Annotated in this window: 17 protein-coding genes; 6 read left to right on the top strand and 11 right to left on the bottom strand. The window is 59.8% G+C overall.

Features of this window, described 5'->3' with window-relative positions; genetic code table 11:
- Positions 1–77: 77 nt before the first annotated feature.
- Complete coding sequence (locus ACZYR5_RS02665; protein WP_489088028.1) at positions 78–869, bottom strand: hypothetical protein; 792 nt, start codon at positions 867–869, stop codon at positions 78–80.
- 378 nt (positions 870–1,247) lie between these two features.
- On the opposite strand from ACZYR5_RS02665, the gene ACZYR5_RS02660 reads away from it, so the two are divergent.
- Complete coding sequence (locus ACZYR5_RS02660) at positions 1,248–1,874, top strand: response regulator (RefSeq protein WP_489088029.1); 627 nt, start codon at positions 1,248–1,250, stop codon at positions 1,872–1,874.
- 81 nt (positions 1,875–1,955) lie between these two features.
- Here ACZYR5_RS02660 and ACZYR5_RS02655 read toward each other — a convergent pair whose 3' ends face one another.
- The 8 genes from ACZYR5_RS02655 to metG form a co-directional block, all read right to left on the bottom strand.
- Entirely contained in the window at positions 1,956–2,135 is a 180-nt protein-coding gene (locus tag ACZYR5_RS02655) for a PA3496 family putative envelope integrity protein (protein ID WP_489088030.1), read from the bottom strand.
- Positions 2,136–2,242: 107 nt separating this feature from the next.
- Positions 2,243–2,881: an endonuclease III gene (gene nth / locus ACZYR5_RS02650; RefSeq protein WP_489088031.1), complete on the bottom strand. Its 639-nt coding sequence runs from the start codon at positions 2,879–2,881 to the stop codon at positions 2,243–2,245.
- A 25-nt stretch (positions 2,882–2,906) separates the two neighbouring features.
- Complete coding sequence (locus ACZYR5_RS02645; RefSeq protein ID WP_489088032.1) at positions 2,907–3,458, bottom strand: Rnf-Nqr domain containing protein; 552 nt, start codon at positions 3,456–3,458, stop codon at positions 2,907–2,909.
- Positions 3,455–4,060, bottom strand: coding sequence for an RnfABCDGE type electron transport complex subunit G (locus ACZYR5_RS02640; protein ID WP_489088033.1), 606 nt, complete (start codon positions 4,058–4,060; stop codon positions 3,455–3,457). The genes ACZYR5_RS02645 and ACZYR5_RS02640 overlap by 4 nt, the downstream gene beginning before the upstream one ends.
- Complete coding sequence (locus ACZYR5_RS02635; RefSeq protein WP_489088034.1) at positions 4,057–5,055, bottom strand: RnfABCDGE type electron transport complex subunit D; 999 nt, start codon at positions 5,053–5,055, stop codon at positions 4,057–4,059. Before ACZYR5_RS02635 ends, ACZYR5_RS02640 begins: the two co-directional genes overlap by 4 nt.
- Positions 5,042–6,250: an electron transport complex subunit RsxB gene (gene rsxB / locus ACZYR5_RS02630; protein WP_489088035.1), complete on the bottom strand. Its 1,209-nt coding sequence runs from the start codon at positions 6,248–6,250 to the stop codon at positions 5,042–5,044. Before rsxB ends, ACZYR5_RS02635 begins: the two co-directional genes overlap by 14 nt.
- A complete protein-coding gene (locus ACZYR5_RS02625; protein WP_489088036.1) occupies positions 6,247–6,834 on the bottom strand; it encodes an Rnf-Nqr domain containing protein in 588 nt (195 codons plus the stop codon). Before ACZYR5_RS02625 ends, rsxB begins: the two co-directional genes overlap by 4 nt.
- 118 nt (positions 6,835–6,952) lie before the next feature.
- Positions 6,953–9,004, bottom strand: a complete 2,052-nt coding sequence (gene metG / locus ACZYR5_RS02620; protein WP_489088037.1) for a methionine--tRNA ligase — start codon at positions 9,002–9,004, stop codon at positions 6,953–6,955.
- Positions 9,005–9,196: 192 nt separating this feature from the next.
- Here metG and apbC point away from each other — a divergent pair, with 192 nt between their 5' ends.
- Positions 9,197–10,291, top strand: a complete 1,095-nt coding sequence (apbC, locus tag ACZYR5_RS02615) for an iron-sulfur cluster carrier protein ApbC (protein ID WP_489088038.1) — start codon at positions 9,197–9,199, stop codon at positions 10,289–10,291.
- A 121-nt stretch (positions 10,292–10,412) separates the two neighbouring features.
- On the opposite strand, the gene ACZYR5_RS02610 is transcribed toward apbC, so the two are convergent.
- Positions 10,413–11,171: an SDR family oxidoreductase gene (locus tag ACZYR5_RS02610; RefSeq protein ID WP_489088039.1), complete on the bottom strand. Its 759-nt coding sequence runs from the start codon at positions 11,169–11,171 to the stop codon at positions 10,413–10,415.
- A 165-nt stretch (positions 11,172–11,336) separates the two neighbouring features.
- Between ACZYR5_RS02610 and ACZYR5_RS02605 the strand changes: the two genes are divergently transcribed.
- The 4 genes from ACZYR5_RS02605 to groL all read left to right on the top strand — a co-directional run bounded on the left by ACZYR5_RS02605 (position 11,337) and on the right by groL (position 14,847).
- A complete protein-coding gene (locus ACZYR5_RS02605) occupies positions 11,337–12,068 on the top strand; it encodes a HugZ family pyridoxamine 5'-phosphate oxidase (protein WP_489088040.1) in 732 nt (243 codons plus the stop codon).
- Between the two features lie 66 nt (positions 12,069–12,134).
- Positions 12,135–12,611, top strand: coding sequence for an FxsA family protein (locus ACZYR5_RS02600; protein WP_027619744.1), 477 nt, complete (start codon positions 12,135–12,137; stop codon positions 12,609–12,611).
- A gap of 247 nt (positions 12,612–12,858) precedes the next feature.
- Positions 12,859–13,152, top strand: a complete 294-nt coding sequence (locus ACZYR5_RS02595) for a co-chaperone GroES (RefSeq protein WP_027619745.1) — start codon at positions 12,859–12,861, stop codon at positions 13,150–13,152.
- A gap of 51 nt (positions 13,153–13,203) precedes the next feature.
- On the top strand, positions 13,204–14,847 hold the full coding sequence (groL, locus tag ACZYR5_RS02590; RefSeq protein WP_489088041.1) for a chaperonin GroEL: 1,644 nt from the start codon (positions 13,204–13,206) through the stop codon (positions 14,845–14,847).
- Positions 14,848–14,919: 72 nt separating this feature from the next.
- On the opposite strand, the gene ACZYR5_RS02585 is transcribed toward groL, so the two are convergent.
- A complete protein-coding gene (locus ACZYR5_RS02585) occupies positions 14,920–15,657 on the bottom strand; it encodes a phosphatase PAP2 family protein (RefSeq protein WP_489088042.1) in 738 nt (245 codons plus the stop codon).
- Between the last annotated feature and the right edge of the window lie 30 nt (positions 15,658–15,687).

Here is a 15,687-nt window from a genome sequence, read left to right as displayed (position 1 = left end):
GGTCACAACAGGTTTCGATGCTCCCGGCTACGCTGATCTTGCGCAGTCGTATCACCCTGGCCATGCACTTGGCTATCTCAAGCATTCTCGCTGTCCTTTCTGTCTACCGCTGCAACCGCTGATTGATCAGTGGCCGAGCGTGGGACGATCACGCTTATCGTCTGGGTGTTCAGGTTGTAGTACATGCACAGGGAATCGTCGGCGTTCATTGCCCTGATCGCAGACTTCTTCAGCGTTTCGTTGAGCAGTTGCTCCGATGCCGGGCACGTCAACAACATCGTCAGCGTTTGCTGCGTGTGCGGGACCTGATTGATCCTCTGCATCAGCTGCGTGGTGTCCTTTTTTTTGCGTACCCAACGGGCATCGACCATGCGAATGCAGTGAACCGCCGCGGGCAGGGGCACTAGCCGGGGATTGGCCAGTCGACTGATCAGCGCTGTCTGCGCCGGTGGGTCTTGAGCGCTTTGCAGCAGGTAATCGGGTTGGTTCTTGAGTTCTGCGCGGTTCGTGGGAGTCTGCGCCAGGGCCGTGCTACCGGCGATCGTAGGGCTGCCAGCGTCATCTTCGGCCGTCGGTGGCGGCGTGCCGGACGGCTTCTTTTGTGCACGAGCAGTGTCGTCAAACACCTTGATGAAGTGTTTCCCTTTCTGAAAGTCAGAGGGCGCGTACAGGGACTTGTAATTGAAGTTCAGGGTGATGAAAAAAAGAAACAGCAGATAAAACGGGAAGCTGATCAGGAACCAGATGTATATTTCCCGATCATCGTCATTGAGAAAAGGCAGCGATACAGCGGCCGAGGTTTCGGAGAGGGCTGCAAATATCGCGATGATTGTCATGGGGTTCACGATTTTTTTAGGAATGCTCTGCATGATCAGTGTCCATACTGTTTCAGGTTGAGAATTGATCGACTAATGGAGTGCTGTTTTTGTTGTCATTAAACTAAATTGATAAATTGTTTCCTGCTCTTTTAGAATAGATTAGTGTTCAGCTGGTGTTAAGCGAAAGTATGAATTGGTTTGATTCTGATTAGCCTTGCTTCGGGTGGCGGGGTAGCTGTTGAGCGATATTTGCGGGTTCGTAAACTTTAAGCGACATTGTTTTTTCTGAATTCCTGTAGGAATGGTCCTATATGTTTGTAGGGATCGTCTCTCGGTATGCTCGGCCGGCTTGGGCAGGTCCCCAAGGTCAAAGCGCTTACGCTATTGTGCAGGCTCTAAAAATTCGAACAGCGAAAATTGGACTTGCCCATGAATAAAGTGCTGATCGTGGATGATCACCCTGTCATTCGACTGGCTGTACGCATGCTAATGGAGCGTCATGGCTATGAAGTTATTGCTGAAACGGATAATGGTGTGGATGCATTGCAACTTGCTCGGGAGCATATGCCGGATATCGTGATACTTGATATTGGTATACCCAAGCTTGATGGGGTCGAGGTTATTGCGCGATTGAATTCGATGAGTTTCAGCATGAAGGTTCTGGTGCTCACCTCGCAAACCCCCGGCCACTTTTCAATGCGTTGCATGCAGGCAGGGGCCTTTGGTTACGTCTGTAAACAGCAGGAACTGACCGAACTTCTCAGTGCTATCAAGGCGGTACTGTCTGGCTACAGTTATTTTCCCAACCAGGCATTGCACTCTGTACGTTCAACGCTGGGTAGTGCGAGCGAAGCGGACATGGTGGAGCGTTTGTCCGGAAGGGAGATGATGGTGTTGCAGCAATTGGCGCGCGGCAAGACCAACAAGGAAATTGCGGATGGCATGTTTCTCAGCAACAAAACCGTCAGTACCTACAAGACCCGGCTGTTGCTCAAGCTTAATGCACGCTCCCTGGTTGACCTGATAGAGCTTGCGCAGCGCAATGGTCTGGTTTGATTCCCGGCCCCTCGAAGAGGTGTGATCCCGCGAAGGGTGAGCGCTCATTGAAAAGCCTCCGTCTCGGGAGGCTTTCAGGGGCTACAGGTCAAAGTCGTAATCGGCAAGCTGCTTTTGCAGACGTCGTTCCTCCAGGAGATTATCGATGGTGCGACGCTTGCTCAGGTTAGTCTTTGCGACTTCCACCTGAGGCTCGCCATCATCGGTCTCAACCGGAAGGAAGTCGTCTTCTACGTCCAATTGTTCTTTGCCAGTGCTCATACGCTTGACTCCAGGCTTAGAGTGCCATTGGCGCTTCTTATATCGACAATCTCCTGGCGGGTAAAAAAGATTTTTTCAATCGATATATCAATAAAACCAATAGCGCCTCAATCGTCGGAGGTTTTCAGCTTGTATTCGCACAGGTCCTCGATCCGGCAGCTGCCACAGCGAGGCTTGCGAGCAAGGCACACGTAGCGGCCATGCAGGATCAGCCAGTGGTGCGAGTCGAGGAGAAATTCCTTGGGAACAAATTTCATCAGCTTTTGTTCAACCTCGACCACATTCTTCCCCGGCGCCAGTCCGGTGCGATTACTCACTCGAAAAATATGCGTATCGACGGCCATCGTCAGTTGGCGAAAGGCGGTGTTGAGCACCACGTTGGCGGTCTTCCTGCCGACGCCTGGCAGGGCTTCCAAGGCCTCTCGGGTTTGCGGAACCTCTCCCGCGTGCAGTTCGACCAGCATTTTGCAGGTCTGAATCACGTTCTTTGCCTTGCTGTTGTACAAGCCGATGGTCTTGATGTACTCCGACAAGCCTTCCACTCCCAGCGCGTAAATCGCGGCCGGCGTATTGGCCACCGGGAACAGCTTGGCGGTAGCTTTGTTGACGCCGACATCGGTCGACTGCGCCGAAAGAATTACCGCGATCAACAGTTCGAAGGGCGACGAATAAGCCAGCTCGGTTTTCGGTTCCGGATTGTCTTCGTGCAGCCTGCGGAAAATTTCCAGGCGTTTTGCGGCATTCATGGGCGCAGCGTTTCCTTGAGGGCAATCAATGGGTGGAAGAGCGGCCGATCCAGGCCTGTCTGGCGGCCAGGAGCAACCCAAGCAGGATAAACCCGCCAGGGGCAATAATGGCGAATCTGGCATTGCCGGGATGGTCCAACCACGCCAGCCACAGGGCCAGCGAGCCATGTCCCAGCCCTTCGCGCAGCACCCCCAGTGTCACCATCAAGCCGGCAAACAGCGCACAGAGGCGCAGGCGATGGGGCAAGGTGGTGTCCGTGAAAAAGCCGTTGTATTCCAGGACCACGCACTGCAGGGCAATCAGGCCAAGATACAGGTGCAGATGTTGCTGCAGTTCGAGCGCCCCGGCCTGGACGGCCAGCATCGCCAGGCTGGTCAAGGTGGCGGCGAGCGCCAACGCAGCAGGCAACCGCAGGGGCTGCGGGATGCGCGGACGCACAACGCTCATTTTCGCCCCGTAGAGGCCGACGACCAACAGCGACACAAGCGTCAGGCTCAACGCGCTCAGCAGGCTGTCAGCGGCCCCGACCAGTGGCGCCAGCATCAATGAGTTTTGTAGCGTCGCCGATCTGTTCATGGGTTGCTCCCCATCCATTGCGACTGGTGTTCATCAAAATAACGCAAGGCCTGGTGGACGGCGCTGACCACCGCGCGAGAGGTGACGGTCGCTCCGGCCAATTGATCGAATTGACCCTGATCCTTTTTCAGTGCCCAGCCGCTGTCGCCTGGATCATTGCGTGATTTGCCATCGAAGCCGGCCAGCCAGGGGTTGGGCTGTGCGGCGATCTTCGCGCCCAGTCCCGGGGTTTCCGCTTGCTTGAGGGTTTTCACGCCGATCAGCTTGCCCTGGTTGTCGATTGCGATCAGCAACTCGATGGCGGCCTCGTACCCCGTCACCCGACTACGCAGTATCACTGCACAGGGTTTGCCTTCGCGGGTTGCCAGGTAACCCGCCAGCAAGGTGCTGCTGTCGAGTGCCACATCGCTGATGGCCAGGGGCTGCTCAAGAGGCTGATTGTCGTAGCTGTCGGTGGGCAGCACATCCAGCAATCGTTGGTTGTCGATCGAGCGCTGTTCAGCCGAGATCCGTGGCGCCAGGGCTTGCTGCAGCCAGTAGGTGGCGCCAGCGCCCAACCCGGTCACCAGGACCAGGAGCAGGATGCCGAGTTTGCGCTTCATGGTGCGGGTTGCTCGGGTTGGCGCGCGACCAGTCGCTCCAGTGCCGGCACGCACAGATTCATCAGCAGGACCGCAAAGGCCACGCCTTCGGGATAACCCCCCCAGGTTCGTATCAAGTAGGTCAGCACGCCAACACCTGCGCCGAACAACAAGCGCGCCTTGGGGCTCCTGGCCCCGGACACCGGTTCAGTGACGATAAAGAACGCGGCGAGCATGCTGGCTCCGCTGAGCACATGAAACAGCGGCGAACCGTGGGAATCCGAACCCGAGCCGTTCCAGCACAGCAGGCTGATGATGAACAGGCTGGCGAGCATGCCCACGGGCGCATGCCAACTGAACACCCGTTGTTGCAGGAGAAACACGCCGCCCGCAAGGAAGGCCAGGTTCACCCATTCAGCGCCTTTGCCGCCGAAGTGTCCGAAGGCTTGATTGCTGGCGAACAGTTCATCCATGGTCAGGCTTTTATTGATGCGCAGGCTGTCCAGGGCGGTCGCCCCGGCCCAGGCGTCCGGTTGCTCGACCCTGTTGAAGCTGAAGCCGAATATCTGTTGCAGGCCGTCAGCCAGGCTGACTGCATGGGCAGTCGGCCAGTGAATGAATTGTTGCGGGAAACACACCAGCACCAGCGCAAAGCCCAGCATCGCTGGATTGAAAGGATTCTTTCCGACGCCGCCATACAGGTGTTTGCCAAAGAGCATGGCACTGGCAGCTGCGCTGACCGTTAGCCACCAGGGACAGTAAACCGGCAATGCCAGCGCCAGCAGGGTCGCGCTGACCAGAGCGCTGCCATCGCTCAGGGCAGGCCGAGCCGGATACCCTCGCAATCGCAACACCGCGGCCTCGACCGCCAGTGCACTGCTACAGGCCAGCAACAGATTGGCCAGCACGCCCCAACCCGACCACCAGACCAGCGTCACTATCCCCGGCAGCGTGGCCAGCAGTACTCGCTTCATCGCCTGTTGCAGGCGATCATCCACGGGTTCAAGGACTGACATGATCGTTGACCTGGCGCTCTGCTTCACTGAGCCTGGCGCGGGCTTTGCTCAACAGTTCGGCGGGTGCCTGGGCCTGGCGTTCGAGCTTGCTCACCTCGGCACGGGCGTAGGCCAGTTCGGTCTTGAGTTGCCGCAGCTGGCTGTCAATCGGGCGCTTGTCCTTGCGCACTAACGTCGGCGCTGGTTTATCGCTGGCGTTCTCCGCGGCATGCAAGGCTGCTTCGGCCTGGCTCAAGGCCGCTGCCAGTGTCGCCAGTTGCTCGGCCGGTGCGTCGCTGGCCTGAGCTTTCTTCAACTCGGCGCGGCGCATGGCCAGCTGGATTTTTGCCCGTTTCAGTTCGGCGTCGTTGGCGGGGGCTTGCACGGGGATGGCCGGGGCGGCTTTTTCGAGCTGCGCCAGTGCCTGTTCGGCGGCTTCGAACTGCTGCTGCAGGACAACCAGTTGCGCCTGCTGCTCAAAGGTCGGTGGATGACCGAAGGCTTTCAGCGACTTGTGCAGCTGCGCCCGGCTCATCGCCACATCGATCTTGGCTTTTTTCAGGGCGGCATCCGCTGCTGCAGCTTTTTGCGCCTGCACCCGGGCAATGGCGTCCTGCACCGCATTGCCAGTGCCTTCGCTCGGGCGAGCGGCCTTGAGCGCCCGCGCGGCGCGCTCGGCAGCCCGTTGCTGTTCTTCGCGCTGCAGGCGGGCATTGCGCTGTTCGAAGCGCTGGCGGGCGTGATCACGTTTGGCGTTGCGGGCCTCACGCTCCGCAGCGCTCGACGCCAGGCCGCCGACGATGGGTAGCACGCTGCCATTGGTCAGCGGACGCATCTCGATGCAGTCGACCGGGCAGGGCGCCACGCACAGGTCGCAGCCGGTGCATTCGTCGATCAGCACGGTATGCATCTGTTTGGCCGCGCCGACAATCGCGTCGATCGGGCAGGCCTGGATGCACTTGGTGCAACCGATGCATTCGGCCTCGCGGATGTAGGCGATTTGCGGCGGCGCCGAGCCGCGACTGATGTCCAGTTCGATGACTGGCACCTTGAGCAATTCGGCCAGTGCCGCAATGGCTTCGTTGCCGCCGGGCGGGCACTTGTTGATTGCCTCGCCGCTGGCGATGCCTTCGGCGTAGGGCTTGCATCCGGGATGCCCACACTTGCCACATTGGGTCTGGGGCAGGACTGCGTCGATGCGTTGAATCAGACTCATGTTTTGATCAGTCCGCTGAATCCGAGAAAGGCCACGGCGATCAATCCGGCGCCGATCAGGTCGATCGGCAAGCCACGAAAGGCCATGGGCACATCGTTGTCGAGAGTACGCTGGCGCAAATCGCTGAACAGGCTCAGCACCAGCCAGAAGCCCAGTCCGGCGCCCAGGCTCAGCGCCGCATGTTCGCCCAGGCCCCTGTCGTTCTGCATGCCCATCAGGCTCAAGCCGAGTACCCCGGCATTGCCCAGCAGCAACGGCCAGAGCCCGCTGAAAGGCAGCCCCGGCAAGGCGCGTGTCAGCCCACAGAGCAGGGGAGTTATCAGCAGCACGCTCAAGGGCAGAAACACGAACAGGTGCAGGGCACTCAAGCCCAGCGGCACCAGCAGCCAATGATACGCCACGTAACCGAATAACCCGTTGAGCAGCATCAGGCAGGTGGTGGCAATGCCCAGGGCATGCACCTGGCGCCGTTCCATCAGCGGGTCGCGGCTGCCTTGCAACAGGGGATCGACGCCCAGCGGCCAGTGCAACAGGAAGTTGTTGATCAGGGCCGTGCTGATGAGCGTGAGCAGGGTATCGGTCATGGCGTGCCGGTGTGTGCGAAAGGCCTGTAATTGAAGATTAGGCAGGATCCGGCGGGGCAGATATGAAAATCCCACCGTCGCGGTCGAGCGCGACGGTGGGATCGGTCCAGCCAGGCAGTTACTTGATGCGCTGACCCGGCTTGGCGCCGCTGTCCGGGCTCAACAGGTAGATTTCTTCGCCGCCAGGGCCGGCCGCCATCACCATGCCTTCGGAGATGCCGAACTTCATTTTCCGCGGCTTGAGGTTGGCGATCATCATGGTCAGGCGACCGTCGAGCTTGGACGGATCCGGGTAGGCGCTCTTGATGCCCGAGAACACGTTGCGTTGCTCGTCGCCAATGTCCAGGGTCAGGCGCAGCAGCTTGTCCGCGCCTTCCACGGCTTCGGCCTTGACGATCAGCGCGACGCGCAGGTCGACGGCAGCGAAGGTGTCGAACTCGATCTCCGGCGACAGCGGGTCCTTGGCCAGTTCGCCATTACCTTGTGGGGCGGCGGAACCGGTGTCGGTCTGGCTGGCGACGAGGTCTTCCTTCGAGGCGTCGGTCATGGCCTGGACCTTCACCGGGTCGATACGGGTCATCAGCGGCTTGAACTCGTTCAACTGATGGTTGGCCAGCAGGCTGGCGTGATCGTTCCAGCTCAGCGGTGGCACATTGAGGAACGCTTCGGCGTCAGCGGCCAGCAATGGCAGCACCGGCTTGAGGAAGATCACCAGTTGGCGGAACAGGTTGATACCGGTGGCGCAGATGGCCTGGACTTCCTCCTGCTTGCCTTCCTGCTTGTTCAGCGACCAGGGTGCCTTGTCGGCGATCCAGGCGTTGGCGCGGTCGGCCAGGGCCATGATTTCGCGCATGGCGCGGGCAAAGTCGCGGGCCTCATAGGCATCGGCGATGCTCGGCGCGGCGGCCAGGAAGGCTTCGGTCAGTTCGGGTGCAGCATTTTCAGCGACCAGTACCCCGGCGTTACCCTTGTGGATAAACCCGGCGCAACGGCTGGCGATGTTGACGACTTTGCCCACCAGGTCGGAGTTGACCTTCTGCACGAAGTCTTCCAGGTTCAGGTCGAGGTCATCGACGCCACGGCCCAGCTTGGAGGCGTAGTAGTAGCGCAGGTATTCCGGCGACAGGTGGTCCAGGTAGGTGCGGGCCTTGATGAAGGTGCCGCGCGACTTGGACATTTTCTGGCCATTGACGGTCAGGTAGCCGTGCACGTTGATGCCGGTTGGCTTGCGGTAGCCGGCGCCTTCGAGCATGGCTGGCCAGAACAGGGCGTGGAAGTTGACGATGTCCTTGCCGATGAAGTGATACAGCTCGGCGCTGGAATCCTTGGCCCAGTAGGCGTCGAAGTCCAGGTCCGGACGGCGTGCGCAGAGGTTCTTGAAGCTCGCCATGTAGCCGATTGGCGCGTCCAGCCAGACGTAGAAATATTTGCCCGGCTCGTCCGGGATCTCGAAGCCGAAATACGGCGCATCGCGGGAGATGTCCCACTGTTGCAGGCCGACATCCAGCCATTCGGCGATTTTGTTCGCGACCGCGTCCTGCAGGGTGCCGCTGCGGGTCCACTGCTGGAGCATGGCCTGGAAGTCCGGCAGCTTGAAGAAGAAGTGCTGGGAATCCTTGAGCACCGGGGTGGCGCCGGAGATCGCCGACTTCGGATCCTTCAGGTCGGTCGGTGCGTAGGTTGCACCGCATTTCTCGCAGTTGTCGCCGTACTGGTCTTCAGTGCCGCACTTCGGGCAGGTGCCCTTGATGAAACGGTCGGCCAGGAACATCTGCTTTTCCGGGTCGAAGTACTGGGTGATCGAGCGCGTGGCAATGTGCCCGGCGTCACGCAGCTTCAGGTAGATCTGGCTCGACAGCTCACGGTTTTCTTCGGCGTGAGTGGAGTGGAAGTTGTCGAAGTCCACCAGGAACTCGGCAAAGTCGGCGCTGTGTTCAGCCTGGACGTTGGCGATCAGTTGTTCCGGGGTGATGCCTTCCTTTTCCGCGCGCAGCATGATGGCCGAACCGTGGGCGTCGTCCGCGCAGACGTAGGTGCATTGGTGACCGCGATGCTTCTGGAAGCGCACCCACATGTCGGTCTGGATGTACTCAAGCATATGGCCAAGGTGGATTGAACCATTGGCATAGGGCAGGGCGCTGGTGACGAGGATCTTGCGTGGCTCGGACATGGGGCTCGGCTACTTGATGAAACGGAGGTCGGCCACTATAAAGCGCCGGCGATTATTTTTCACCCTCGGGGCCTGTTTCCGGATTTGTGGCTGCCATTGCGGGGCCTTTCGCCGTTGTAATCGGGTCGCCACGCGGGAGCGTCCGGCGTAGGATAGCCGCCTGATTTTCCAGTCTTGTAATCGGAGTTGCCCATGAGCGCCGTCAATCGTGCAGCGGTGGAAGCCGTGCTGCGCCAGTACACCGACCCTTACCTGAACCAGGACCCGGTCAGCGCCGGCTGCCTGCGCGGCATCGATATCCAGGGTGATCGCGTCAGCGTGCAGCTGGAGCTGGGCTATGCCGCCGGACTGTTCAAGAGTGGCTGGGCGCAGATGCTGCAGATGGCCATCGAGGGCCTGGACGGTGTTGCGTCGGCCAAGGTCGAGATCACCACGGTGATTGCCGCGCACAAGGCGCAAGCGCAGATTCCTGGCTTGGCCAATGTCAAGAACGTGGTGGCCGTGGCCTCGGGCAAGGGCGGCGTGGGCAAGTCCACGACCGCTGCCAACCTTGCGTTGGCGCTGGCCCGTGAAGGCGCCAGGGTCGGGATTCTCGATGCCGACATCTATGGTCCGAGCCAGGGCATCATGTTTGGCATCGCCGAGGGTACCCGGCCCAAGGTCAAGGATCAGAAATGGTTCGTGCCGGTCGAGTCCCATGGCGTCGAAGTGATGTCGATGGCCTTCCTCACCGATGACAACACGCCGATGGTCTGGCGCGGCCCGATGGTCTCCGGCGCTCTGCTGCAACTGGTAACCCAGACTGCCTGGGGCGATCTCGACTACCTGGTGATCGACATGCCGCCAGGCACCGGCGATATCCAGCTGACCCTGGCGCAGAAAGTCCCGGTGGCCGGCGCCGTGATCGTCACCACGCCTCAAGACCTAGCCCTGCTCGATGCGCGCAAGGGCGTGGAGATGTTCCGCAAGGTCAACATTCCGGTGCTGGGCGTGGTGGAAAACATGGCGGTGCACATCTGCTCCAACTGCGGCCATGCCGAGCATCTGTTCGGTGAAGGCGGCGGCGAAAAGCTGGCCAGCCAGTACGGCGTCGAACTGCTGGCGTCGTTGCCGCTGTCGATGGTGATTCGCGAGCAGGCCGATGGCGGCAAGCCAACGGTGATCGCCGAGCCGGATAGCCCGATTGCCATGGTTTACCAGGAGCTGGCGCGGCACGTCGGCGCGCGGATCGTATTGCAGGAAGCGCTGTCGCCAGCGATGCCGACTATCAGCGTCAGCGACGATTAAGGATCTGAATCATAAATCCCTGTAGGAGCGAGCCTGCTCGCGAAGGTGCATCAGGCGACACCGCGGTGCCTGACACACCTTCGCGAGCAGGCTCGCTCCTACAGTTGTTTGATGGCGCGCGTTAAATCCGCAACCCGCCATCCATCTCCAGAATCCGCCCGGTGTAGTAGTCGTTCTCGAAGATATACGCTGCCGAATGGGCGATTTCTTCCGGCTTGCCCATGCGCTTGAGCGGAATGCCTGAGGTCATTTTTTCCAGGGCTTCGGGCTTCATGCCCAGGGTCATTTCGGTCTCGATGAAGCCTGGCGCAATGCCCGCCACGCGGATTCCGTAACGCGCCAGTTCCTTGGCCCAGGTCACGGTAGCCGCCGCGACGCCCGCCTTGGCAGCCGAGTAGTTGGTCTGGCCAACGTTGCCGGCGCGGGAGATCGAGGAGATATTAATGATCGCGCCGGTCGATTTCAGCTCGATCATCTTCGCTGCCACTTCGCGGGTGCACAGGAACACGCCGGTCAGGTTGACGTCGATGACGGCCTGCCACTGGGCCAGACTCATCTTGCTCATTTCACCGTCCTTGACCTTGATCAGCAGGCCGTCGCGCAGGATCCCGGCATTGTTGATCAGGCCGTGGATAGCACCGAAGTCGTCGCCAACCTGAGCGACCATGTGGGTCACCTGTTCTTCATCGGCCACGTTGCACAGGTAGGCGCGAGCCTCGACGCCGGCGGCCTGGCAGGCGGCAACGGCCTGGTCGAGTTTCTCCTGGTTGAGGTCGACCAGCGCCAGCCTGGCGCCCTTGCTGGCGAAATACTCCGCCATGGAACGGCCCAAACCCTGGCAACCGCCGGTGATAATGATTACTTTGTCAGTGAGTTGCATTCGCATGCCCCAATTGCAGGTCGAAGTGGTTTTCTTGTTGTAGGCCTCTCGATCTGCGCCTGATATGGCCTGGCTGCACATGAGAATTGCCCTGAGAGCATCGCTGGGACTTTGATCCCGCTGCTCGTCCGTTTTTTCGACGGATTCTATATAAGGAGTCACAAATTGAGCGTTAAAGCTGCCAAGCATGCACGAGAATTACTGCTCAAGGAATACCGTGGGGTCTTGTCGACGCTCTCCAAGGCGATGCCCGGCTTTCCCTTCGGCTCCGTGGTGCCATATTGCCTGGACGAGCAGGGCCGGCCGCTGATTTTGATCAGCCGGATTGCCCAGCACACACACAACCTGCAAAAAGACCCGAAATGCTCGTTGCTGGTGGGCGAACGCGAAGCCGAAGATGTCCAGGCTGTCGGGCGCCTGACCTACCTGGCGGAGGCGCAAAGGATTGACGACGAGGCCGCGATCGAAGCGGCGGCGGGGCGCTACTACCGGTATTTCCCGGAGTCGGCGAATTACCACAAGGCCCACGATTTCGACTTCTGGGTGCTCAACCCGGTGCGTCATCGCTACATCGGCGGGTTTGGCGCGATTCACTGGGTCGATCAATTGACCCTGGCCAACCCCTTCGCCGGAACGGCCGAGGTGAGCATGGTCGAGCACATGAACGCCGATCACGCCAAGGCCATTGCGCATTACGTCGAACTCAGCGGCTTGCCCAAGCACGCACCGGCCGAAATGGTCGGTCTGGACAGCGAAGGCATGCACCTGCGCATCGGCCAGGCGCTGCACTGGTTGCCGTTCCCACAAGTCTGCAACACGCCGACACAAGTGCGCGAAGCCTTGGTTTTACTGGCGCGCGCCGAAGTCTGGCCAACAAATGCAGGGAGCGAAGCTTGAAATCACGAAACGGCGACATCATCTAAGACTTACTGGCAAGGCATTCTTGCGTTGAGGAACCATTTGATGCGCCCTTTTTTATTGCTCTTTCTGCTGTTTCCGGTGCTGGAGCTGTTCGTATTCGTCAAGGTCAGCGCGGCGATCGGGTTTTTCCCGGCCCTGCTGCTGATCATTCTCGGCTCGATGCTCGGCGTGTTCGTGCTGCGTATCGCCGGCCTGGCCACCGCCCTGCGTGCCCGTGAAAGCCTGAACCGTGGCGAGTTGCCGGCCCAGACCATGATCGAAGGCCTGATGCTGGCCCTGGGTGGCGGTCTGTTGATCGTCCCGGGTTTTGTCAGCAGCGTGCTGGGCCTGATCATGATGCTGCCGCTGACCCGCCGCCTGCTGGCCAACAAGATGCGCCAGCGTGCCGAGGAACAGGCGATTCGCCAACGTGCCTTCGCCGACGACCTGCAACCTCGCGGCGGCCCCGCCCCACGCGAGCCGTTGGGCCGAGAGCCGAACGTGATCGAAGGCGAGTTCGAACACCGCGACTCCAAGTAACTGCAGTACCCACACGGCACCTTCGGGTGCCGTGTTCGTTCCAGCGCCCAGCGAAGTAAAAAATTTCACCACACTGCCCTTGTAATAAGCTTATGCGCCCTTATGTATCGGTCACCGCAAGGTTTCTGGTGCAAATCACCAGACAGACTTCCGCGTCTCGCTCGACGAGCCGCAACCGGCACCGCCGGAAATCAACCACCGCCGGGACCACACCGGCCGCTGAAACTACAAGTAGGAGAGATCGACAATGAAGCTTCGTCCTCTGCATGACCGCGTCGTCATCCGTCGCAGCGAAGAAGAAAAGAAAACCGCTGGCGGTATCGTTCTGCCAGGTTCGGCTGCTGAAAAAGCCAACCACGGCGAAGTTCTCGCTGTAGGCGCCGGCCGTGTGCTGGAAAACGGTGAAGTGCGTGCGCTGGCCGTGAAAGTGGGTGACAAGGTCGTGTTCGGCCCGTACTCGGGTAGCAACACCGTCAAAGTCGACGGCGAAGACCTGCTGGTAATGGCTGAGAACGAGATTCTCGCTGTTATCGAAGGCTGATACCCCCGCTCAATTTCCCGCGACTACTCAAGTATTTAAGGAATATCGATCATGGCTGCTAAAGAAGTTAAATTCGGCGATTCCGCCCGCAAGAAAATGCTCGCCGGTGTCAACGTCCTGGCTGACGCAGTAAAAGCGACCCTGGGCCCGAAAGGCCGTAACGTGATCATCGAGAAGAGCTTCGGCGCTCCGACCATCACCAAGGACGGCGTTTCCGTTGCCAAAGAAATCGAACTGAAAGATCGTTTCGAAAACATGGGCGCGCAACTGGTCAAAGACGTTGCTTCCCGTGCCAACGATGACGCAGGCGACGGCACCACCACCGCTACCGTTCTGGCTCAATCGATCGTCAACGAAGGCCTGAAAGCCGTCGCTGCCGGCATGAACCCGATGGACCTGAAGCGCGGTATCGACAAGGCGACCATCGCCATCGTCAAAGAGCTGAAGTCCCTGTCCAAGCCATGCGCTGACACCAAGGCGATCGCTCAGGTCGGCACCATCTCGGCCAACTCCGACAACTCCATCGGCGACATCATTGCCGAAGCCATGGGCAAAGTCGGTAAAGAAGGCGTGATCACCGTTGAAGAAGGCTCGGGCCTGGAAAACGAACTGTCGGTTGTAGAAGGCATGCAGTTCGACCGTGGCTACCTGTCCCCGTACTTCGTCAACAAGCCAGAAACCATGACTGCCGAACTGGACGGTCCGCTGATCCTGCTGGTTGACAAGAAAATCTCCAACATCCGCGAAATGCTGCCAGTACTGGAAGCCGTTGCCAAAGCCGGCCGTCCACTGCTGATCGTGGCTGAAGACGTTGAAGGCGAAGCCCTGGCGACGCTGGTTGTGAACAACATGCGTGGCATCGTCAAGGTTGCAGCCGTCAAGGCTCCAGGCTTCGGCGACCGTCGCAAGGCCATGCTGCAGGACATCGCCGTCCTGACTGGCGGTACCGTTATCTCCGAAGAGATCGGCCTGAGCCTGGAAAGCACCACCCTGGAGCACCTGGGCAACGCCAAGCGCGTGACCCTGTCCAAGGAAAACACCATCATCGTTGACGGTGCTGGCGTTCAGGGCGACATCGAAGCACGTATCGGCCAGATCCGTGCCCAGGTTGCCGAGACTTCCTCCGACTACGACCGTGAAAAACTGCAAGAGCGCCTGGCCAAGCTGTCCGGCGGCGTTGCAGTGATCAAGGTTGGCGCTGGCTCCGAAGTTGAAATGAAAGAGAAGAAAGCCCGCGTTGAAGACGCCCTGCACGCTACCCGTGCAGCCGTTGAAGAAGGCGTGGTACCTGGCGGTGGCGTGGCACTGGTTCGCGCTCTGCAGGCCATCAGCGAACTGACCGGCGACAACGCTGATCAGAACGTCGGTATCGCTCTGCTGCGTCGCGCTGTTGAAGCGCCACTGCGCCAGATCGTTGCCAACTCCGGTGACGAGCCAAGCGTTGTAGTCGACAAGGTCAAGCAAGGCGAAGGTAACTTCGGTTACAACGCAGCGACCGGCGAATACGGCGACATGATCGAAATGGGTATCCTGGACCCGGCCAAAGTGACTCGTTCGGCTCTGCAAGCGGCTTCGTCGATTGCCAGCCTGATGATCACCACCGAAGCCATGATCGCCGAGATCAAGGAAGACGCTCCAGTTGGCGGCGGCATGCCAGACATGGGCGGTATGGGCGGCATGGGCGGCATGATGTAAGCCAGCCTTACCCCGTACGAAAAAACCCCGCCTGCGCAAGCAGGCGGGGTTTTTTATTGCCCCTGGTTTGCCTTATGAAGCAACGGGCTTGGCAGCAAGCTCAGTCGCGACGGCTGGTCGATACAGGACGTAGTAATAGGAGCCCAGGCAGATCAACCAGCAGAACACGGCGGTCCAGACGTTGTGTGAAAAGAAGTGTGCGCCTTGCATCATGCGGCTGATGGAAAACACCGTGCCCAGGCCGAACGCGAAGACGAAGGCCATGCGTGCCAGCTTTGGCCGACGGTCACGCAGGACGAAGAACAGGCCGAACAAGGCGAAACCGGTGGCGGCATGACCGCCTGGCCAGCAGCGACCCGGTTTGTCGGTCGCAGGCCGCGGGCTGAGCAGTTCGCTGTAGGTTTCCTTGCCGCCGAACTCTTTCAGGCTCCACGGGCACTGCACCGCCGTCACCGCCTTGACCGGGGTGACAAAGGCCGTGGCCAAGCCGAGGGACAGCACCAGGCAGCCCAGTTCGCGTTTGAATGGCGTCAGCCGCGCTACGAAGAACGAAGCAATGAAACACAGCACCGCCAGCACCGAGAACACAATCACTACCTGCTTGGCGCGGTCATGCAGGATGTTTTCCAGGAAGTAACTGTGCCGGCCGATAAAACCGCCAGCCTGCGGGTCGTAGAACAACTGCGCCAGGCTCATGTCCAGCGAGGTCAGTTCAAGCAACAGCAGGGTGATTGCGGTCACGGCGGGAATGCCCAGGCAAATCCACAGATTCAACGGGCGCGGAGCGGGACGAGCGTTAGAGGATGACATCAGGGATCCAGAACAAGTGAAAGGCGCCCC

The organism is Pseudomonas sp. F007 (genome assembly GCF_057814275.1).
The sequence above is the reverse complement of the archived record's forward strand: the minus strand, read 5'-3'. Positions and strand labels throughout refer to the sequence as shown.